The organism is Bradyrhizobium sp. CB3481, from assembly GCF_029714305.1.
Taxonomy (GTDB): Bacteria; Pseudomonadota; Alphaproteobacteria; order Rhizobiales; family Xanthobacteraceae; genus Bradyrhizobium.
Window position 1 is genome coordinate 4,359,115 of sequence record NZ_CP121647.1, and the last position, 19,258, is coordinate 4,378,372.

At 64.2% G+C, this 19,258-nt stretch carries 20 protein-coding genes; 10 read left to right on the forward strand and 10 right to left on the reverse strand.

Features of this window, described 5'->3' with window-relative positions:
* Positions 1 to 60 precede the first annotated feature (60 nt).
* The 3 genes from QA643_RS21205 (at position 61) to QA643_RS21215 (ending at position 2,566) form a co-directional block, all read left to right on the forward strand.
* Positions 61 to 645 carry an HdeD family acid-resistance protein gene (locus tag QA643_RS21205; protein WP_283027848.1) on the forward strand — a complete coding sequence of 195 codons (585 nt, stop codon included), beginning with the start codon at positions 61 to 63 and terminating at the stop codon, positions 643 to 645.
* A gap of 218 nt (positions 646 to 863) precedes the next feature.
* Positions 864 to 1,949 (forward strand): 3-deoxy-7-phosphoheptulonate synthase, encoded by a 1,086-nt coding sequence (locus QA643_RS21210; protein ID WP_283027849.1) that lies wholly within the window; start codon positions 864 to 866, stop codon positions 1,947 to 1,949.
* Between the two features lie 188 nt (positions 1,950 to 2,137).
* Positions 2,138 to 2,566 carry a hypothetical protein gene (locus QA643_RS21215; protein ID WP_283027850.1) on the forward strand — a complete coding sequence of 143 codons (429 nt, stop codon included), beginning with the start codon at positions 2,138 to 2,140 and terminating at the stop codon, positions 2,564 to 2,566.
* A 35-nt stretch (positions 2,567 to 2,601) separates the two neighbouring features.
* Here the strand turns inward: QA643_RS21215 and QA643_RS21220 are convergent, their stop codons facing one another.
* On the reverse strand, positions 2,602 to 2,964 hold the full coding sequence (locus tag QA643_RS21220) for a Plug domain-containing protein (RefSeq protein ID WP_283027851.1): 363 nt from the start codon (positions 2,962 to 2,964) through the stop codon (positions 2,602 to 2,604).
* A 104-nt stretch (positions 2,965 to 3,068) separates the two neighbouring features.
* Entirely contained in the window at positions 3,069 to 3,905 is an 837-nt protein-coding gene (locus QA643_RS21225; RefSeq protein WP_283027852.1) for a helix-turn-helix transcriptional regulator, read from the reverse strand.
* Between the two features lie 100 nt (positions 3,906 to 4,005).
* Here QA643_RS21225 and QA643_RS21230 point away from each other — a divergent pair, with 100 nt between their 5' ends.
* Positions 4,006 to 4,908, forward strand: coding sequence for an SDR family oxidoreductase (locus QA643_RS21230; RefSeq protein WP_283027853.1), 903 nt, complete (start codon positions 4,006 to 4,008; stop codon positions 4,906 to 4,908).
* Between the two features lie 141 nt (positions 4,909 to 5,049).
* On the forward strand, positions 5,050 to 6,240 hold the full coding sequence (locus tag QA643_RS21235) for an MFS transporter (protein WP_283034873.1): 1,191 nt from the start codon (positions 5,050 to 5,052) through the stop codon (positions 6,238 to 6,240).
* A gap of 51 nt (positions 6,241 to 6,291) precedes the next feature.
* On the opposite strand, the gene QA643_RS21240 is transcribed toward QA643_RS21235, so the two are convergent.
* Genes QA643_RS21240 through epmA form a run of 4 tightly spaced genes read right to left on the reverse strand, consistent with a single transcriptional unit; the run spans position 6,292 to position 8,934 of the window.
* The gene (locus QA643_RS21240; RefSeq protein ID WP_283027854.1) at positions 6,292 to 6,552 is read right to left on the reverse strand and encodes a hypothetical protein; all 261 of its coding nucleotides are present in this window, start codon (positions 6,550 to 6,552) and stop codon (positions 6,292 to 6,294) included.
* 28 nt (positions 6,553 to 6,580) lie between these two features.
* Positions 6,581 to 6,787 (reverse strand): hypothetical protein, encoded by a 207-nt coding sequence (locus tag QA643_RS21245; RefSeq protein WP_283027855.1) that lies wholly within the window; start codon positions 6,785 to 6,787, stop codon positions 6,581 to 6,583.
* Between the two features lie 6 nt (positions 6,788 to 6,793).
* Positions 6,794 to 7,885 (reverse strand): lysine-2,3-aminomutase-like protein, encoded by a 1,092-nt coding sequence (locus tag QA643_RS21250; RefSeq protein ID WP_283027856.1) that lies wholly within the window; start codon positions 7,883 to 7,885, stop codon positions 6,794 to 6,796.
* Positions 7,882 to 8,934: an EF-P lysine aminoacylase EpmA gene (gene epmA, locus QA643_RS21255; protein ID WP_283027857.1), complete on the reverse strand. Its 1,053-nt coding sequence runs from the start codon at positions 8,932 to 8,934 to the stop codon at positions 7,882 to 7,884. Before epmA ends, QA643_RS21250 begins: the two co-directional genes overlap by 4 nt.
* Before the next feature lie 257 nt (positions 8,935 to 9,191).
* Here epmA and QA643_RS21260 point away from each other — a divergent pair, with 257 nt between their 5' ends.
* The 3 genes from QA643_RS21260 (at position 9,192) to QA643_RS21270 (ending at position 12,276) form a co-directional block, all read left to right on the forward strand.
* Entirely contained in the window at positions 9,192 to 9,716 is a 525-nt protein-coding gene (locus QA643_RS21260) for a hypothetical protein (protein WP_283027858.1), read from the forward strand.
* A gap of 365 nt (positions 9,717 to 10,081) precedes the next feature.
* On the forward strand, positions 10,082 to 10,648 hold the full coding sequence (gene efp / locus QA643_RS21265; RefSeq protein WP_283027859.1) for an elongation factor P: 567 nt from the start codon (positions 10,082 to 10,084) through the stop codon (positions 10,646 to 10,648).
* 92 nt (positions 10,649 to 10,740) lie between these two features.
* Positions 10,741 to 12,276 (forward strand): M23 family peptidase, encoded by a 1,536-nt coding sequence (locus QA643_RS21270; protein ID WP_283027860.1) that lies wholly within the window; start codon positions 10,741 to 10,743, stop codon positions 12,274 to 12,276.
* Positions 12,277 to 12,338: 62 nt separating this feature from the next.
* Here QA643_RS21270 and QA643_RS21275 read toward each other — a convergent pair whose 3' ends face one another.
* A complete protein-coding gene (locus QA643_RS21275) occupies positions 12,339 to 13,022 on the reverse strand; it encodes a C13 family peptidase (RefSeq protein WP_283034874.1) in 684 nt (227 codons plus the stop codon).
* 214 nt (positions 13,023 to 13,236) lie between these two features.
* On the reverse strand, positions 13,237 to 13,716 hold the full coding sequence (locus tag QA643_RS21280; RefSeq protein ID WP_283027861.1) for a carboxymuconolactone decarboxylase family protein: 480 nt from the start codon (positions 13,714 to 13,716) through the stop codon (positions 13,237 to 13,239).
* Between the two features lie 154 nt (positions 13,717 to 13,870).
* Between QA643_RS21280 and QA643_RS21285 the strand changes: the two genes are divergently transcribed.
* Positions 13,871 to 15,112: a lytic murein transglycosylase gene (locus QA643_RS21285; RefSeq protein ID WP_283027862.1), complete on the forward strand. Its 1,242-nt coding sequence runs from the start codon at positions 13,871 to 13,873 to the stop codon at positions 15,110 to 15,112.
* 101 nt (positions 15,113 to 15,213) lie between these two features.
* Here QA643_RS21285 and QA643_RS21290 read toward each other — a convergent pair whose 3' ends face one another.
* Together QA643_RS21290 and recJ are read right to left on the reverse strand one after the other, a co-directional pair.
* On the reverse strand, positions 15,214 to 16,020 hold the full coding sequence (locus QA643_RS21290; RefSeq protein ID WP_283027863.1) for a glucose 1-dehydrogenase: 807 nt from the start codon (positions 16,018 to 16,020) through the stop codon (positions 15,214 to 15,216).
* 44 nt (positions 16,021 to 16,064) lie between these two features.
* Positions 16,065 to 17,903, reverse strand: a complete 1,839-nt coding sequence (gene recJ / locus QA643_RS21295; RefSeq protein WP_283027864.1) for a single-stranded-DNA-specific exonuclease RecJ — start codon at positions 17,901 to 17,903, stop codon at positions 16,065 to 16,067.
* 259 nt (positions 17,904 to 18,162) lie between these two features.
* Between recJ and QA643_RS21300 the strand changes: the two genes are divergently transcribed.
* Positions 18,163 to 19,257, forward strand: a complete 1,095-nt coding sequence (locus QA643_RS21300) for a methyl-accepting chemotaxis protein (RefSeq protein ID WP_283027865.1) — start codon at positions 18,163 to 18,165, stop codon at positions 19,255 to 19,257.
* The last annotated feature ends 1 nt before the right edge of the window (position 19,258 follow it).

Below are 19,258 nucleotides of genomic sequence, written 5' to 3' on the forward strand. Positions count from 1 at the left end.
GCAGGCCGCGCACGGGCTATATTGGGCATGCGATCGGCGCGGCAGGCATCGGAGCTTCCAATGACCCTTCCCCAGGACAATCCTCCGGATATCGGAAAACTGCAGACTGCAATGAACGCCGCGGTAAAGGCGCACTGGAAGGCCTTCTTGTTCGAGGGCATCGTGCTCGCATTGCTCGGGCTGGCCGCGATGATCGTGCCGCCGCTGGCCAGCCTTGCCGTCACCATCTTCCTCGGCTGGATGTTCCTGATCAGCGGCATCGCCGGATTGTTTGTCACCTACTGGGCGCGGCAGATGCCGGGCTTCTGGTGGTCATTGTTTTCCGCCGCGCTGGCCGTTCTCGCCGGTGGCATTCTGCTGGCACGGCCGGTGCAAGGCATCCTCACGCTCACCATCGTGGTCGGCGCTTATTTTCTCGCCGAAGGCGTCGTCACCATCATGTATGCGCTGGAGCATCGCCGCGAATTGTCGGAGCGTTGGTCCTGGCTGCTGATCTCAGGCGTGATGGACCTGTTGATCGCCTTCATCATCATCTCGGGGCTACCGGGATCGGCGGAATGGGCGATTGGCCTGCTGGTCGGGATCAACCTCGTGCTCGGCGGCGCATCGCTGGTCGGGGTGGCGCTCGCCGCGCGCAAGACCTGAGGCCGCCGATTATGGGGTGACAGGCCGGGCCGGGTGCGCTATAGAGCGCGCCATGATCACGTTCGCCGCCAGCAACTTTTGGTATTTTAGCTACGACAGCTCGCTGGCGGTGGGAGGATCGCGCTCAATCTGATGAATTGAAGCATACAATCCGAACAGCCGCCAAACCTGGCGGCTTTTTTATTGGCCGGCAGGTTTCCTAACCAGGAGCCAGAGCCGTGTTGAGCACCACCGACGACCTTCGAATTAGCGAACTGAAAGAACTGAGCACGCCGCAGGAGGTGATGGGCGAGATACCGCGCACCTTGACCGCGACGCGCGTCGTGATGGCCGGACGTAACGCCATTCACGCCATCCTCAACGGCACCGACGACCGCCTGCTGGTCGTCGTCGGCCCCTGCTCGGTCCACGATCCCGCCGCAGCCGTCGACTACGCCGAGCGCCTCGCCGTCCTGCGCGAGCAGCTCGCCGACCGTCTCGAAATCGTGATGCGCGTCTATTTCGAGAAGCCGCGCACGACGGTCGGCTGGAAGGGGCTCATCAACGACCCCAATCTCGACGGTTCTTTCGACATCAACAAGGGTCTCCGCCTCGCCCGCAACGTATTGTCAGCGGTGAACAATCTCGGTCTGCCGGCCGGCACCGAATTCCTCGACATGACGACGCCGCAATACATTGCCGACCTGATGGCGTGGGCGGCGATCGGCGCGCGCACCACCGAGAGCCAGATCCACCGCGAGCTCGCATCCGGCCTATCCTGCCCGGTCGGCTTCAAGAACGGCACCGACGGCAATGTCCGCATCGCGGCGGACGCCGTGAAGTCGGCCTCGCATCCGCATCATTTCATGGCGGTGACCAAGGGCGGGCGCTCGGCGATTGCGGCAACAACCGGCAACGAGGACTGCCACATCATCCTGCGCGGCGGCAACAAGCCGAACTATGATCGCGATAGCGTCGATGCGGCGTGCCAGGAGCTCGTTCGTGCCGGCGTGGCGCCGCGCATCATGATCGACACCAGTCACGCCAACAGCTCCAAGAAGCCGAAGAACCAGCCATTGGTCGCCGCCGACATTGCCCGGCAGATCGCCGGTGGCGAGCAGCGCATCACCGGTGTGATGATCGAGAGCAATCTGGTGGCCGGTCGCCAGGACGTGGTGCCGGGCAAGAAGCTGACCTATGGCCAGAGCATCACCGACGGCTGCATCGACTGGGAGACGACGGTGTCGGTGTTGAACGGTCTGGCCGATGCGGTCGAGACAAGGCGTGCGCGATCGCTCAAATTCCCAGAGGAGCGTTCGGCTTAAAGCCCCCACGCGCATAACGGCGAAGCAGGGCACGCAGGCGGCGCGCCCTGCTTCGGCTTAAAAAACTGGCAACCACGGCCAGAAGACTGGACGCATAATCCGGGCACTCCTCCCCCAAACGGCTGACTTCACCGACGAGCCCACGGCATAGGCTTTGCAAGAAGCGACCGGCCTGTGGGGTATGTCACATGAAGAAATTGAACTTCGAATTATACGTTCCCGCAGTGGACCGGCTCCTTCGCGGTCCGGCAATTCGAACGGATTTCAGCATATTTTGGAGCAGCGCGATGATTAACCCGGTCGGTCGATTGTTGTTGACGGTAATTCTGCTTGCTCCAATTTCAACATTCGCGGCTGATCGGGCCAACGTTCAATTCTGTTGGGCAATGGGAAAGTTCGACCACACGATCTACTTTGCCGAAGTTGAGAATCGCGAGGATCGGCAGGCAAGTTTCGACGCGCTGCTCGAGATTTCCGGCATCGATCATAACGCGGTCAATTGCATAACGTCAGACCACGCAACGCACGTTGCGACGCGTGCGAGATTGATGAAAGACTGGCGGGACTCCGAGTTCGAGATTGTGAATACGACGTTCCTGTCGGATCTCGACTATTAACACGGCGACGCCGCAGATCGCGGGCGCTAGCCGCGCTATCTTCCGATCGTCACGCCTGCTACGGAGCCCAGCGCGCCCCGAACGCTGGTGGCGTTCATGTCGTCGAGCACTTCCCGCGTGAGAACGGTGGTCTGCCCGGGAATGTTGAGGATCGGTTCGCTCACCCGCGGCGATGAAAGCCGATTGGCCTTGTAGGGGGCTGCCGGATCGATGTAACCATCGCGGGCGGCAACCGGCATCCGGGCAGCGTTGTGCTTCAGACGTGATGCACGCGTATCAGTGGATCGAACGGTGGCGGCTCCCGGCGCATGACGCGGCTGTGCAGAAACGACAGCTAACGCGCCGTCGCAGAGGCAGACGACAATCAACACAATTGTTCGCAACGGGGCAGCGGGCATGCGGCCTCCCAATCAGCAATCATCATGCCGAGTATATGTCTGATGTTGCCGATGGACGATGGTGCAGGCGCGCATTGTACCAACTTGTGATCGGCGTAAGACCGTCACCTTGCCGCCGGCTGCGAGGCCACGAGCGAGCGGATACGCTCGGCATCGGAACTCGTCGCCGGATTGTAGACGATCATGCTGAGGTCCGGCCGGCCATCGACGGCAAAGGCGGAGTATTCCATCATGATCGGGCCGAGGATCGGATGCCGGAGGCGCTTGACGCCCTCGCCGTGCACATGCACGTTGTTGTCGCGCCATAGCGCGGCGAATTCCGGACTGCGCCGGCAGAGTTCGTCCACGAGTTCGCCGACCTCGGAAACGGCGCCGGCCCGTGCCGCATCCACCCTGAATGCACCTACCACGAACCGGGCGATGCTTTGCCAGTCATATTGCGCGGCGCGAACGCGCGCGTCGCAGAAGATGAGGCGCAGGATGTTGCGCTCGCCGGGAGGCAGCGTGCCGTAATCAGTCAGCACGACGGCGGCCGCGCGATTCCAGGCCACGACGTCCCAGGTCGCGGTCTTGATCAGGGCGGGACTGACCTCGAATGCGTCGAGCAGGCGCTGCAAGCGCGGCGTTACGCCATCGGCCGCCCTGTAGCGCACTTCGGGCGGACGCCCGAGCCCGAGCAGGAACGCATGCTCGCGCTCGATGTCGGTCAGCATCAGCGCGCCGGCGATCCGGTTCAACACATCAGCCGAGGGCGCGCCGCCCCGCCCCTGCTCCAGCCACGTGTACCAGGTCGGACTGATATTGGCGCGCTGGGCGACCTCCTCCCGGCGCAACCCCGGCGTCCGCCTTCGCCCCACTGCAAAGCCGAAGGCCGCCGGATCGAGCTTGGAACGACGGTCCTTCAGGTAGGCCCCGAGCAGATTGTTCGTAGCTTCGGCCATCCCTCATCCTGTTGGTCACTATACCACGATAAGGTCACTACTTTAACATGATGAACGGCTGACCGATATCAGCCTCCAAACACCAATTGGAGACTGTCCCATGCGTATCTTCGTCACCGGCGCGACCGGCTTTGTTGGATCTGCCATTGCCCGCGAACTGATCGCATCAAGCCATGAAGTGCTGGGTCTCGCCCGTTCCGATCGCGGCGCCGAGGCGCTCGCGGCCATCGGTGCCAACATCCATCGCGGATCGCTGGAGGATCTGGACAGCCTGCGCGCCGGCGTCCGTCAGGCGGACGCCGTGATCCACACGGCGTTCAACCACGACTTTTCCAGATTCTCGGAAAACTGCGCCGAAGACAGGCGTGCAATCGAGGCGATGGGCGCAGCCCTGGAAGGCACCGACCGGCAGATGCTGGTCACCTCCGGATTCGGATCGCTCGCACCGGGACGCGTCGCGACCGAAGCCGACCGTCCGGATCCGAGTTCGCTGCGCGTCTCCGAAGCAGCCGCCGCAGCGCTCGCGGCCCGCGGCGTGCGCGCATCGGCGGTGCGTCTGGCGCCGACAACCCATGGCATCGGCGATCATGGCTTTGTTCCGCATCTGATCAGTCTGGCGCGCGCGAAAGGCGTTTCGGCCTATGTCGGCGATGGTCAGAACCGCTGGCCTGCCGTGCATCGGCTCGATGCCGCCCGCCTCTATCGGCTGGCGCTCGAGCGCGGCGTCGAGAGCGGTCCGTATCATGCGGTCGATGAGGAGGCTGTCCCATTCAAGGCCATTGCAGACGTGATCGGCCGCCGGCTCGGCGTGCCGGTCGTCTCGAAGACCCCTGACGAAGCCGCTGTGCATTTCGGCTGGTTCGTCAGAATGGCGAGCATGGATATCCCGGCCTCGAGCGCGCGGACGCGCTCGTCGCTATCATGGAGGCCGGAACAGCCGGGGCTGCTCGCCGACCTCGACCAGCCCGGCTATTTCGGCCCGGCACGGCCGCTTGCGTCTTGAGCACGCGGCAACAAGCGTGTATCGGCGCCAGCGGCGTCCGGATGCCGCGTCGGCATTCGGGCCAATCAGGTTTCCCCAGGTGATCGATTGAGTTCAAAACCTTCGACAAGCCCCGTGGCTGCATCGAGCTCGTTTGCAGCCATGAAGTCAGTGCCCTATCGGGCCCAGTTCGCAGCTTACGTGCTGGCCATGATGGCCGACAATGTCGAGCATGTGATCAGCTACTGGGTGGTGTTCCAGAAATTCCATTCGCCGGCGCTTGCGGGCTTTGCGGTGCTGTCGCACTGGCTGCCCTTTCTGTTCTTCTCCGTCGCCGTCGGCGGCCTCGCCGACCGCTACGATCCGCGCCGCATCATCCAATGCGGCATGTTGCTGTTCATCGTGGCGTCCGCCGGATGGGGCCTCTTCTTCCTCACCGACACGCTTCAGATGTGGCATGCGATGCTGCTTCTGGTGATCCATGGCTGCGCCGGCGTGCTGTGGCAGACGCCGAACCAGTTGCTGCTCTATGACATCGTCGGTCCCGCCGATCTGCCCAGCGCGGTGCGGCTGAACGCGATGGCGCGCTATCTCGGCATCCTGGTCGGGCCGGCGATGGGCGGCGTCATCATGCTGGCGCTCGGCCCGTCCCATGGCATCATCGTCAACACGCTGTTCTATTTGCCGATGCTGCTCTGGCTGTTCTGGGCGCCCGCCCGCGACAAGAGCCTGGCGCTGAAGCGCTTCGCCGTCCGCGGCCTCGCCGACATCGTGCAGACCATCCGCGACATCGCCACGCACGGTGTGCTGACCTCGATGACGCTGCTCGCCGGCCTGACCTCCTTCATGATCGGCAATGCCTACCATGCCCAGATGCCGGGCTTCGCCGGCGACCTCGGGCACGGCGATCCCGGTGTGTCCTACAGCGTGCTGCTGGCCGCCGACGCTGCCGGGGCTGTCCTTGCCGCCATCGCCCTGGAAGCATGGGGACGGCTCAGACCAACGCCGCGCACAGCAATCGCGCTCGCCATTCTCTGGGCGCTGTCGCTGCTCGCCTTTGCATCGTCACGCATCTACGCGCTTACGATCGCGCTGCTGTTTGCCGCAGGATTCTTCGAACTGTCGTTCAACACGATGGCGCAGGCGCTGGTCCAGATCAACGCGCCCGCCGATAGCCGCGGCCGCGTCGTCGGCCTGTTCAACATGGCCGGGCTCGGCATGCGGGCCTTCAGCGGCATCACGGTCGGCCTCGCGGGAGCCGCGATCGGCATTCACTGGTCGCTCGGCCTGTCGGCCGCGACGCTCCTTGTCTGTCTGGCTGTGCTTTATGGCCGTGCGGCAAAGCCCGGCTAATGCCGGACGGTGGCGGGCGCAGCGCTCGCCGCCGTCTTTCTCATCTCGTCATCAGCAGCCGCGGCAGATGCTCTTGATCTTGCGATCGAGCGCCGCGTTTTCCTTGCTCAACGCATCGTTCGGATCGTTGTACTGGTTCTTGCCGTCATTGGGCAGATCGCTCGGACGCGGCTGGCGGTGACCGACCGGCGCCTGTATTGCCCCGCCGCCACCACCGCCGGAATTCTTCGAAACGGATGACGACCCCTGCGCGAGCACATCCGCGCCGCCGATCAGAACCGTCAGCGCTATCGAAAGGATTGTGGTTCGCATGTCGGTTCTCCCGTATTCCTGTTTGTTGCTACCGCGCCGGCACGTCGATTATCGCACAGTTCCGGCGTCCCTGGGCGGCGCAGTCCTGCGCCTTTCGTACATCGGCCATGGTGCCAAGCAACCAGATTCCGGCCGCCACCAGCACCACGAAGAAACCGAGCAATACCGCATTTTCAATTCCGCGATGGCGCTCGTCTTCCGGCGGCTCCTGCTTCTCGTCGCCGTCGTCCGTCATCGCTGGTTACGGCTTTGGCGGATAGAGGTGAACGTCACCGCAATAATCAACGATACGATATTGCGCTTCAGAGGATAGATCACATTCCCTGGAACTTGTATGCGACAAATAATTCGGTCCGATCGGCGCCTTGCCGTGACCGCCGGGAATGTCGAGCACATATTCCGGCTGGCACAGGCCCGAGACGCGGCCCCGCAAGCGACGCATCAGTTCCTGCCCCTCCGCGATGCCAGTGCGCAGATGCACAGTCCCCGGCGCGAGGTCACCATGGTGCAGATAGTAGGGTTTGATTCGATTTTCGACAAAAGCCCGCATCAAGGCTTCCAGCGTCGCCGCATCGTCATTGACGCCGCGCAGCAGCACCGTCTGACTCACCAGCGGAATGCCGGAATCGGCCAGCCGCGCGCAGGCGGCGCGTGCCTCATCAGACAGTTCACGCGGATGATTGGCATGAACCGCGATCCAGGTGGTGACGCCGCCGGCATGCAGCGCCGCGATCATATCGGCATCGATTCGCTTCGGCGCCGCCACCGGCACGCGGGTGTGAAGCCGCACGATTTTGACATGATCGATGGCGGCGAGGTCGGCCATGATCTCGGAAAGCCGCCGCGGCGAAAGCATCAAGGGATCGCCGCCAGTCAGGATGACTTCCCAGATTTCGGTGCGCGCGCGGATGTAGTCCAGCGCGCCCTGATAGGCGTCCTCCGACAGCGCGGTCGCCTTGCCCGGCCCGACCATCTCGCGCCGAAAGCAGAACCGGCAATAGACCGCACAGACATGCACCAGCTTGAACAGCACGCGGTCGGGATAGCGGTGCACGATGCCGGGAAGCGGCGAATGTGCGTCGTCGCCGATCGGATCGGCATTCTCACCGGGCGCTTCCTCCAGCTCCAATGCGCTCGGAATGAATTGCCGCGCGATCGGATCATCGGGGTTGTCTGTGTCGATCAGGCCGGCGACCTCCGGCGTCACGGCTATCGCATAGCGCGCCGCCACCCGTTCGAGATCGGCGAGGTCGGCAGGCATCGCCAGCCCGCGCGCGACGAGATCAGCGGGCTGCCGCAGCGTTGCCAAAAGTTTCGGATCGATCCTGTTCATCTCTCTCCTGCCGGCGGCGTCCACACTACCTGGTCGACCCGCAGCGCACCGCTTGCCAGCATCACCAGCCGGTCGAAGCCTAGTGCAACGCCGCTGGATAGCGGCATCGCGGCGACTGCGGCAAGAAAATCCTCGTCCAGCGGGTAGCGCTCACCATAGCGCCGCTCCTTCTCGTCCATCGAATCGACGAAACGGCGGCGCTGCTCAGCGGCATCGGTCAGTTCGCCAAAGCCATTGGCCAGCTCGACGCCGCAGGCATAGACCTCGAACCGTTCGGCAATGCGGGGATCAGCCGCCTTCGCCCGCGCCAATGCGGCCTCCGGCGCCGGATATTCGAACAGGACCGTTAAACGCCCCTGCCCCAGATTTGGTTCGACATGCTCGACCAGCACCTTGCTGAAAATGTCCGACCAGGTGTCGTCGTCCGTGACCCGCACCCGCTTACTTGCAACAGCCGCCAGTGCCGCTCGATCGCCCTCGCCATTCACGATTGTGGCCAGAAGATCGATTCCGGCAAAGCGCTCGAATGCCTGCGCCACCGTCAGGAGTTCCGGCTCGGCAAAGGGATCGGCCGTTCTGCCGCGGAACGCGAATTGGCCGATGCCGGTCGCCTGCGCTGCATGGGCAATCACGACAATGGTGTCGGCCATGATGGCGTCATAGCCGGCGTTAGCGCGATACCATTCCAGCATCGTGAATTCGGGCAGATGCAGATCGCCGCGCTCACGGTCGCGGAACACCCGTGCGAATTCGAATATTTTGGTTTCACCAGCGGCGAGCAGTTTCTTGGCCGCGAATTCCGGCGAGGTGCGCAGGTATCGTGTCGCACGGCTGCCGTCATTGCCGGTGATCTCGGTACGCGGCGCATGCAGATGCGTCTCGTTGCCGGGTGATATCTGGAGCACGGAGGTCTCGACCTCGGTAAATCCCTGCTCGTCGAACCAGGCCCGCACCGCCCGCATAATCGCGCCCCGGGCCATCAGGAACGGCCTGCGGTCCGCGTGCCGCGCGGCCGACCACCAGGGCGAAGGCTGGTCCGTCGCGCCCATCAGGCGCCGTCCGTGCCGCGCAACGCCACGTGTTCCGCAAGGCCTGAAAGGGCAGTCAAGGAAACGGAGAATACCATTGAAACTGTTCGACTTTCCTATCGTCTCGGCAACAGCGGCCAGCGCCCGTGCCTGATCCGTCCTTCATGGCGAAACAGGCTGAGCTTGTCCATTCCATCGGCGCCCCCGGAGGGTGAAACGCTGAACCTTGCGGCCCCCTTCCCCGTCCAATCACGTGAGTTTTGCTGGGATCTACGGACATGTCTGGCGGCTGGCTGCGAAGGACTGCAATTCTTTTGTTAATCGGCTTCGGGTCCCTCGCGCCGGCCTGGGCGGATGGGCCCGGGGCAAAATTCAAGCATCTGAAGGACGAGACCGCAAAATCCCCCGACCGCCAGGTGAGGGTCGAACAATATTCGACGGAACGCGACGACGATATTCTCTATCAGTTCTGGGTCTTCGACCGGAAGAAGCGCGGCTTCCTCCTCAATCCCGGAGAAGATCGCGACCTCGCCGGATATCGCGCCGGTTTCCGCTTCAGCCCCGACAGCCAATGGCTGGTGCGCATGCAGAAGATCGGCGCAGGCTTTCACACCCTGCTGCTTTACCGACGCGACGGCGATCGATTTGTAGCGGCAACCGCCAAGTCGCTCGGTGACCTCGCCTGGGACTATCTGTTCAGTCTGCCGGTATCCGGGGGCATGGAGCGGGAGCCCGAGGACGCCGGTACGCTCAATCATGCTCAGGTGCACCTGCTCAAGGGCCTGGAAGACAATTACGCCTAGCTCGGGAAGCGCTGGCCGGACAGCCGCTATCTCGTGCTCAGCCTCTCCTTTGATATTCAGGGCCAGGACAAGTCAACGCCTTGGGTTGAGGACTGGCGCTGCATATACGACATGAAAACCGGCGAATTTACCGTCCCGCCCGATTTCGCCGACCATAATGCGAAGGCCCTCAAACGGCGCGATGAGGTCGGCCGGTAAAGCGAGCAAATCAGGGCCGTTCCGGCCTCAAGCAGACCTGCCGAAATGGCCCTAAAACACTGGCATCGACGGGCAAAATCAGTATGTTGCAGCCCGAAACTGCCTCGACGGCCGAAGGACGCTTATGTCCCGATTTGGCCGCAGGCCCGAAATTCAGGAAAACAGCTTTGAAAGTCATCGCCAGTTCTATTCGCAAGGGCAACGTCATCGAGCAGGACGGCAGGCTCTATGTCGTCCTGTCAGCCGAAAACATCCATCCCGGCAAGGGAACCCCGGTCAGCCAGATCGAAATGCGCCGCATCGGCGACGGCGTGAAGGTGTCGGAGCGCTACAAGACCACCGACCAGGTCGAGAAGGCGACCGTCGAGGACCGCAACTTCAACTATCTCTACGAGGATGGCGATGGCTTCCACTTCATGAATGCCGAGACCTACGACCAGGTCCAGGTGTCCAAGGAGATCGTCGGCTCGGCCGCGCCCTATTTGCAGGAAAACATGACGGTAAAGCTGTCGATGCACGACCTGAACCCGGTCGCGATCCAGCTGCCGCAGCGCGCAACGCTGGAAGTTGTGGAGACCGAGCCGGTCACCAAGGGCCAGACCGCGTCTTCCTCCTACAAGCCTGCTATCCTCTCCAACGGTGTTCGCACCTCGGTGCCGCCGCATATTGGCACCGGAACACGTATCGTGGTCATGACTGAGGATGGCTCCTACGTCGAGCGCGCGAAGGATTAAGACCGCGCTTTGGAATACGGGGCACGCCGGGGGGCGGTGCATTGGAAATCAGGGCTGTCAGCTTGCTCTTGCGGTGGCTGGCAGCCTTTTGTTTGCTCCTCGCCGGGATCTCAGGCGTTTCCGCCAACGAATTCAGGACCCCGTCGATCACGGCCGTTCGCGTCGAGTGGCGCGCTGCCCTCGATCAACTGCGCAGCGAGATCAGTTCCCAGCCCGCTATCGCCTCGCGCTTCAGCTTCGCGGGCCGGCAACGGATGGCGGCAAGCGATCCCCGCGCCACACCCGCGCTGGTGCAATTGAACGCGATCAATGCGTCGATCTTCGCCGGCATCGGACGCAGCCCGGTTCCGGTGCTGCTGCCGTTCGATACCGCTGCTTATCTCGAGGCTCAGGCTGGCGGCACGCCCGCTCCCGCGCTGGCGCGTCATCAGGCTGATTTTCGGCCCGCTGACTTCTTTCACGCCGGCCCATCCGGCTATGACGCCGTGTTCACCCTTGATCCCGGCGCGGGCGCCGGTCTGCCGTCCCGAATCTTCGCCCGCCCGGTCGAGGTGCAGATCACCGGTTCGCTCCTCACTTACGATCTGGCCGATCCGCTCGGCGGCAGGGGTGTGCCGGTCAAGGCGCTGGCGGCGCAATTCCCGGATATCCGCCGCTTCATTCGCGAAGGCTATGTGCGCTACGCCTTCACCCGCTTCGGCGTGCCCTATGTCGTGTCGATCCAGTGCCTGGACTCGGCGCCGCGGGCGCGGCGGCTGGCCTGCCGCGAGGCCTACGCGATTGCCGAGCGTTTCCTGAAGGCGCTACGCATCGCCGGCGGCCAGCCGGCCCGTCCGCGGTTTGACATGGCATCCGAGGTTGCGGAACGGCCGGCGGCCCGGTCACCCGACTTCAGCTATCGCCCAAGCGGCGACATCATTGCCAACAGCAGCGCCCGCAACCGCGGCGGCCGCACCGATCTCATCGCCTATTCGCAGATCCGCTTTCCGCTGGCGAAGGCGCCGGTCCGCGTCAGCTCGCAGCAGTTCGGCAAGCGCGGCCAGCAAGGCGTTTATCCTTGGCGCGACAATTTTTGCGAAGCCCGCAGCTTTCAGGTCGGGCAATGCGCCGCCGGCTTCGGGCATCAGGGCCAGGACATCCGTCCCGCACCCTGCCCGCCGCACGGCGACAGCGAGAGCGCCTGTCATCCGAGAAAGCAGGCTGTCGTGGCCGTGCGCGATGGCATGCTGATCCGCTCACCGAGGCAGCAGGCGCTAACGCTGCAGATCAACACCGGCACCGAACATATCCGTTTCCGCTACATGCACATGAATCCCTCCGCCATGGACGCGGACGGTATTCTCAATGGCCGCGGGGTCGCCGAGGGCGAAAAGATCGGCGTGGTCTCCAACTATCTCGATTTCCCCAACGGCACCTCATACCACCTTCACTTCGACGTGCAGGTGTTCACGCGCGATGGCTGGATCTGGGTCAATCCCTACACCACGCTGATCGCCTCCTATGAGCGGCTGATCCGCGCCCGCGGCCGCGAGATCGGCACCGATCCGCCCGTGGCCGCCGTAGCGCATGTGCTGCCGGAGGATGTGCTGCGTCACAGCGCGCGGCAAGGCGAAGGCCGCGAGAACTAGTCATGAGGCATGAAGGCCGGACGACGCTGCGCCTACCAACGCGGCGCTAGGCGGCCGATTGTTCAAGGCCTCGCGATGAGCAATGGCTGCACGTTTGCGCCGCCTGCCATCAGGGGATTCGACGGCTCGAAGCGCTCGCGCAGTTCTCGTTTCCGGACGAGTGCCCGCGCAACAACAAAGGCTTCCTTCAAGCTTCTAGCTCGCCGGAGCGCAACGTTGAAAAAGGCATCGCCGAAATAGGTCCACTTGGCCTTGTCCTCGCAGCCGAACGATGGATGGTCGGCATCTGCCGCCGTGATGACCAGGACATCGGGGTTGGCGAGACGAGGGATAAAGACGCCGGAATAGCAGGCCGAAATGACTACGACCTTGTGTCGCACGCTCGTCCGCGCCAACATGTCGGCGAGATTGGAGGGCGTGAGCGTTTGCGTTAATCGTCCCGCTTTGACTGCAAGACCGTCGCGGGAGCCATGCGAGGTCAGTATCAAGAACAGAATGTCGTTCTCGGCGTCCATCCCATTGGCTGCCACTTGCAACGACATGGCCAGGGCCTCGATCGTTGCGCGTCCGCCTTTCTTCGAATTGTATTGCACGTTGACTGGGCCGCTCCCGAAACGATCCGCAACGACCTGTGCTGCGCCGGTCGCCTCGCGTCTAAACACCCCTTGATCGCCGAAAAGGCCAAAGGACACCACGCTCACCTTGGGCGCGTCCTCGACCGCGTGCGTCGGCGAAGCCGACAGCACGGCCGTCAAAACCAGCGCGATGAGCGGTGCGCCGAGCCGGCCGATCCAGGACTTGGGCGTCATTGCAAACCTTGTCTCGTCGTCGCCGTCATTGCGGCCCAATCCGCGACACCGTCAGTGTCTTCCCCAGCGGCGGACGTCAACGAATCATGCGCAGAAGGGAACTGGCGGCTAGCTAGCGGTTTGGTCCTAGCTGAGTCCACGCCCCCGATTTCTACGAGGCTGCCGCGCCCACCGCTGTTTTTCGCGCGGGCGGTGTCCAGCGGAAGGCAGCACCGAACCTGTTCCAGACATTGATCGACGCCACGGCCGACGTGAGGTAGGCGAGCTCCTTCTCGGAAAATTCCGCGCTCGCTTCCGCATAGACCTCGTCGCTAACGCCCGCGCTGAGCAGCGTCAGTGCTTCCGTCCACGCCAGCGCCGCCCGCTCTCGCGCAGTGAACTGCAGCGCCTCGCGCCAGACCACCACGAGATTGAGCTTATCAGCTGATACCCCGAGCTTCTCGCCCTCCAGGATGTGATACTGAACACAGAACGCGCAGCCGTTGATCTGCGAGGCACGCAGCTTGATCAGCTCGAGCAGTTGCTTGTCCATGCCCACCTTGCCCGCGACCTGGCTGAGCGCCAGCACGGCCTCGTAGGCGTCCGGCGTCAGCGACATAAAGTCTCGATATTCCTTGCGGGCGTGCGACATGTTTCCTCGCCTTCGTTGTCGTTGCTCCGGATCATTATAAGAGGCGATCACACCCCGTCCATGGCCGGGAGCGGCGGCAAAACCGCGGCAAAATGCCGGTTCCCGCGACGTCAAGGCTTTTGGCTCGGGGCCGCCGCGCCGCTAGACTGCCGGCATGAAACAGCCTGATTCCAAGCCTGCTTCCAGGACAGCCCCCACCCGCCGCGCCGTGTTGCAAGCCGGTCTCGCCGCAGGCGCAATGTTCGCCGCGCCATCCGCGTTTGCCGCCCCGCCCGGCTTCGATGAGTGGCGCAACAATTTCCGCCCGCGTGCGCTGGCAAAAGGTATTTCGGACGCGACCTGGACACGGGTGATGGGCCGCATCGAGCCCGACATGACCGTGTTCCGGCAGATGCAGAAGCAGCCGGAATTCCACGAGCAGATCTGGCAATACATCAACCGCCGCGTCTCGGACTGGCGCATCATCAACGGCCGCGAGGCGCTGAAAAAGCACGAGGCGCTATTCGCCCGGATCGAGCAGGACTTTGGCGTCGAGCGCGGCACGTTGCTGGCGCTGTGGGGCGTTGAATCGGCCTATGGCGATCCCCTGGTGCAGCAGAACCATATGCGCCCGGTTTTTCCGGCTCTCGCCGCGCTCGCCTGGAACGAGCCGCGCCGCCGCGCCTATTGGGAAACCGAGCTGATCAACGCGCTCAAAATCGTCGACCGTGGCTGGGGCACGCCGGAGGAAATGCGGGGATCCTGGGCCGGCGCGATGGGCCACACGCAATGGATGCCGGAAGTCTGGCTCAATGTTGGCATGGACTATGACAAGGACGGCCGCGTCTCGCCGTTCGGCAAGCCGGACGATGCGCTCGGGTCCAGCGCGCGCTTCCTGCTCAACCGCGGCAAGTATCACCGCGGCGAACATTGGGGCTATGAGGTCCGCACATCCGGCGGCGCTGCGAGCGGCAGCCGGACCTACGCCGCTTGGGCCAGCGCCGGCGTCACGCGCGCCGACGGCAAGCCGTTCCCGCAACCGAATGCGTCCGCGCAGATGTGGGTGCCGGTCGCCGGCGGCCCGTCGTTCCTGCTCGGCCCCAATTTCTATTCGGTCAAAAGCTATAACCCCTCGATGAACTATGCGCTCGCGATCTGCCATCTCGGCGACCGCATTTTGGGCGCACCGCCCTTCATCCAGCCCTTCCCCGGTTCAGAGCGCGCGCTGACGCTCGCCGAAGTGCAGGAAATGCAGACCCGGCTGACCAAGGCCGGCTTCGACACCGGCGGCACCGATGGCCGCGTCGGCAACGACACGATGAAGGCGGTCAGGGATTATCAGAGCAAGATGGGGCTGTTGCCCGCTGACGGATATGGCGGGCTGAAGGTGCTGGCACGCTTGAGGCAGGGCGGGTAGTCCACCACCGTCATTGCGAGGAGCGTAGCGACGAAGCAATCCATCTATCCCCAAGCCGAGATATGGATTGCTTCACTTCGCTCGCAATGACGGCTGAGACGCTATCTCCGCGCCACCGCGCCCGCAAACATCCCGCCATCGATCACGAGCTCCGTCCCTGTCACGTAGCGCGAGGCATCGGACGCCAGATAGAGCACGCCTTGGGCGATCTCCTCGGCGTGACCGGCGCGGCCGAGCGGCGTTCCCAGTCTGGCGCGCTCCCCGGGATCGATCGGCGCGTTCTGTCCGCTGCCCGTGGCCCCCGCCGGGATCTTGCCCCAGATCGGCGTGTCGATGATGCCGGGATGCACCGAATTGACCCGGATGCCATCACCGAACGTGGCGCATTCCATTGCAATCGCCTTCGCGAACAACCGGACACCTCCCTTGGTCGCGGAGTATCCGGAAAGCCCAGCCGCGCCGCGCAGGCCGGCCAGTGACGACATCATGATGACGGAGCCGCCGCCGGTCTTGCGCATCGGCGGCAGGCAATGCTTCACCGACAGGAACACACCGTCGAGGTTGATCGCGGTCTGCCGCCGCCAGTCGGCGAGCGACATCTCGGTGATCGTCGGCACCGAAATGCCGATGCCGGCGTTCGAGACGAGCACGTCGAGCCGGCCATAGCGCTTCATGACCTCGGCCACGACCTCGATCCAGCGTTCCTCGCTGGTGACATCGTGATGCCAGAAGCTCGCTTCGCCGCCCGCATTCTTGATGCGCGCGACAACCTCCGGGCCTCTGAGGTCATCGACGTCGGTCACGGCCACCGATGCGCCCTCGCGTGCCAGCAATTCGCAGACTGCCTCGCCGATGCCGGACGCGCCGCCCGTCACCAGCGCGACCTTGCCCTGAACCTGCCCCGTCATTTCCACTCCCGTTTTTGTGTTTGTTGATTGAGACGTCTCTTGATCTAGCGGATCACGGCCGGCCCGGGATCCGGCACCGCGACGTCGACTACGCGCAGCTGCACGCGTTCCGCGCCCTGGAAACGATCGACGGCGAGCGATCCGGCGACATGCAGGGGCTGGCCACGATTCTGCGTCAGCGCATGGCCGAGCTTCTGCCCGATCGCACGGAACGCGATGCCGTTGACGATGGCGCCGTCGCCGGCCTTGAAGCGCACGCGCAGATGCGCCTGCCCCACTTCGTCGGCATAGACGAGCTGATGCGCCGGCAGCGCGATCACCGGCTCCGGATTGGCCGACCCGAACGGCCCGGCACGGTTCAGCATGTTGGCGAATTCCACGGTCACGCTGCGCGCGCTGACGGCGCCGTCGATGAACAGCTCGTTCTCGTGCCGGGAATTGGCAACGTCTTCGGCCAGCACGCTCTCCATGAAGGCACGGAATTCGGCGAGCTTCTCCTTCCGCAGCGTGATGCCGGCCGCCATGGCATGGCCGCCGCCCTTCATGAGGATGCGCTCCTTGACCGCCTCGCGCACGGCCTTGCCGAGATCGACGCCGGAGATCGAGCGGCCCGAACCGGTGCCGATGCCGCCCGGCTCCAGCGCAATGGCGAAGGCAGGCCGCGCGAATTTCTCCTTCAGCCGCGAGGCGACGAGGCCAACGATGCCGGGATGCCAGCCTTCGGCGGCCGTCACGATGACAGCGCCCTTGTCTTCCAATCCAAGCGAAGCCAGCGCCTCGGCCTCCGCCTGCGCTTCGGCCGCCTGCTCGATGATGCGTCGCTCGCTGTTGAGCCGGTCGAGTTCGGCTGCGATCCGCGCCGCTTCCGACACGTCGCCTTCCAGCAGCAGCCGCACGCCGAGATCGGCCCGCCCGATCCGGCCGCCGGCATTGATGCGCGGCCCCAGCATGAAGCCGAGATGCCAGGCTTCCGGCGGCCCGTTGAGCCGCGCCACGTCCATCAGTGCGGTGTGTCCGACATGGTCGCGGCGGCGCATCGCGATCAGGCCTTTGGCGACGAAGGCGCGGTTCAGCCCGGTCAGCGGCGCGACGTCGGCCACGGTTCCGAGGGCCACATGGTGCAGCATTCCGAGCAGATCCGGCTCCGGCCGCTCCGCGTTCCAGAAGCCGCGCCCGCGCAGTTCCCGGTTCACCGCGACCAGCGTGATCAGGACGAGGCCGACGGCGGCGAGATGGCCGAGGCCGGAGAGATCGTCGGGACGGTTCGGATTCACCAGCGCGTCGACCTCCGGCAGCGCCTCCCCGCACTGGTGATGGTCGATGACGACGACCGCCATGCCGAGCTTGCGGGCCTCCGCCAGCGGCTCAAGGCTGGTGGTGCCGCAATCGACGGTTACCAGTAACGTCGCGCCTCTGCCGGCGAGTGCCCGCACCGCCTCGGTGTTGGGACCGTAGCCCTCAAAGATGCGGTCAGGGATGTGAATCAGCGGATCGAGCCCGCAATGGCGCAAATGCCAGGCGAGCAGCGCCGCCGAGGTCGCGCCGTCGACATCGTAATCACCGAAGATGGCGACCTTCTCGCCGCGCTGGGCGGCATCCGCGATCCGCCCCGCCGCTGTCTCCATCTGCGTCACGGTGTGGGGATCGGGCATCAGCTTGCGGATGGTCGGATCGAGGTAGTCCTCGACCTCGTCGATTCCGACGTCGCGGCCCGCCAGCACCCGCGCCAGCATCTCCGGCAACTGGTAACGCTGGGTGATCGCCAGTGCCCGCGCCGCTCCCCGCGCGTCGAGCCGGTCGCGCCACAACTTGCCGGTTGCCGAACGCTGCACGCCCAGAAAGGCCGGCGGCAGTTCAACGGGCAAAGCGGATGCGGGCGTCATGATACCTTCGAGACATAGGGGCAAAGTGCGCGCTCAGCAAACGCAATCACCGGGAACGACGGCCAGCCGGAATCCTGCCGTCAAAAACAACTTGCACAAAGAACGTGCAACGCGATCGGGTAAAACTACCCTGAGGCCGCCGGAACATAAACCAATCGTTAGCCATGATCCCCGACAAAGAAACAGGCACGTTCGCCTTGAGTCCCTGCCGATCCGCCAGAAGACCGGCAACCGCACAAAGACTGAGGAATTCCCGCCAATGTCCGTCGCGCTTCGCTCCCAGACCGCACCGATTTCGAAGCTGAACGCCAAGCCGGCGAGCGCCGAGGATGAAGCCGACGTTTCCGCGCTGATCGCGCGGCTGACCGCCGAGGTCAACCAGGTCGCCTGCGAGAAGACCAAGTCAATCCAGAAAATCACCAACCAGATGAAGATGCTGGCGCTGAACGCGCTGATCGAAAGCTCGCGCGCCGGCGCGCAAGGCGCCGGGTTTGCGGTCGTGGCACAGGAAGTGCGCAATGTCGGCCAGCAGGTCGAGACCATCGCCCGCGAGCTCGAAAGCCAGCTCACCAACCGCACCGGCAATCTGATGAACTCGATCGCGCAGATGGCCGACCGCTCGCGCGGCGAGCGCATGGTGGATCTGTCGCTGAATGCCATCGAGCTGATCGACCGCAACCTCTATGAGCGCACCTGCGACGTGCGCTGGTGGGCCACCGACTCGGCTGTGATCGATTGCGCGGCGGCGCCTGATGCGGCCACCGTCAGCCATGTGTCGGAACGGATGGCCGTGATCCTCGGCGCCTATACCGTCTATCTCGATCTCTGGCTCTGCGATCTCAACGGCAACGTGCTGGCCAACGGCCGCGCCGACCGGTTCGGCGTGATCGGCCAGAACGTGGCGCAGACCAAGTGGTTTCGCGCCGCGCGGGCCCTGCGCTCCGGCGACGATTACGCGGTGGGCGACGTCGAATGCCAGCCCTTGCTCGGCAATGCCCAAGTCGTGACTTACTGTGCCAGCGTTCGTGAAGGCGGCAAGGCGCACGGCAAACCGACCGGTGTGCTGGCGATCCATTTCGATTGGGAGCCGCAGGCCCGCGCCATCGTCCAGGGCGTGCGCGTCGGCGCCGCCGACAAGGCCCGCGTGCTGCTGGTCGATTCAAATTTCAGGGTGATCGCGGCCTCCGACGGCCAGGGCCTGCTCAGCGAACGCATCTCGCTGCAGCTCGAAGGCAGGCGCTCCGGCTTCTATCAGGACCGTTCCGGGAATATGGTCGCGTTCCACGCCACGCCTGGCTACGAGACCTACAAGGGCCTTGGCTGGTTTGGGGTGATTCAGGCCGGGGCGACGTAAG

What these genes read in the sequence shown, in the direction of transcription:
- epmA (WP_283027857.1), bottom strand. Translation starts at nt 8,934, where the DNA reads ATGGGCGCGACGGACCAGCCTTCGCCCTGGTGGTCGGCCGCGCGGCAC.
- QA643_RS21250 (WP_283027856.1), bottom strand. Translation starts at nt 7,885, where the DNA reads ATGAACAGGATCGATCCGAAACTTTTGGCAACGCTGCGGCAGCCCGCT.
- QA643_RS21300 (WP_283027865.1), top strand. Translation starts at nt 18,163, where the DNA reads ATGTCCGTCGCGCTTCGCTCCCAGACCGCACCGATTTCGAAGCTGAAC.
- QA643_RS21285 (WP_283027862.1), top strand. Translation starts at nt 13,871, where the DNA reads ATGAAACAGCCTGATTCCAAGCCTGCTTCCAGGACAGCCCCCACCCGC.
- QA643_RS21260 (WP_283027858.1), top strand. Translation starts at nt 9,192, where the DNA reads ATGTCTGGCGGCTGGCTGCGAAGGACTGCAATTCTTTTGTTAATCGGC.
- QA643_RS21235 (WP_283034873.1), top strand. Translation starts at nt 5,050, where the DNA reads ATGAAGTCAGTGCCCTATCGGGCCCAGTTCGCAGCTTACGTGCTGGCC.
- QA643_RS21205 (WP_283027848.1), top strand. Translation starts at nt 61, where the DNA reads ATGACCCTTCCCCAGGACAATCCTCCGGATATCGGAAAACTGCAGACT.
- recJ (WP_283027864.1), bottom strand. Translation starts at nt 17,903, where the DNA reads ATGACGCCCGCATCCGCTTTGCCCGTTGAACTGCCGCCGGCCTTTCTG.
- QA643_RS21290 (WP_283027863.1), bottom strand. Translation starts at nt 16,020, where the DNA reads ATGACGGGGCAGGTTCAGGGCAAGGTCGCGCTGGTGACGGGCGGCGCG.
- QA643_RS21280 (WP_283027861.1), bottom strand. Translation starts at nt 13,716, where the DNA reads ATGTCGCACGCCCGCAAGGAATATCGAGACTTTATGTCGCTGACGCCG.
- QA643_RS21215 (WP_283027850.1), top strand. Translation starts at nt 2,138, where the DNA reads ATGAAGAAATTGAACTTCGAATTATACGTTCCCGCAGTGGACCGGCTC.
- QA643_RS21240 (WP_283027854.1), bottom strand. Translation starts at nt 6,552, where the DNA reads ATGCGAACCACAATCCTTTCGATAGCGCTGACGGTTCTGATCGGCGGC.
- QA643_RS21245 (WP_283027855.1), bottom strand. Translation starts at nt 6,787, where the DNA reads ATGACGGACGACGGCGACGAGAAGCAGGAGCCGCCGGAAGACGAGCGC.
- QA643_RS21220 (WP_283027851.1), bottom strand. Translation starts at nt 2,964, where the DNA reads ATGCCCGCTGCCCCGTTGCGAACAATTGTGTTGATTGTCGTCTGCCTC.
- QA643_RS21230 (WP_283027853.1), top strand. Translation starts at nt 4,006, where the DNA reads ATGCGTATCTTCGTCACCGGCGCGACCGGCTTTGTTGGATCTGCCATT.
- QA643_RS21225 (WP_283027852.1), bottom strand. Translation starts at nt 3,905, where the DNA reads ATGGCCGAAGCTACGAACAATCTGCTCGGGGCCTACCTGAAGGACCGT.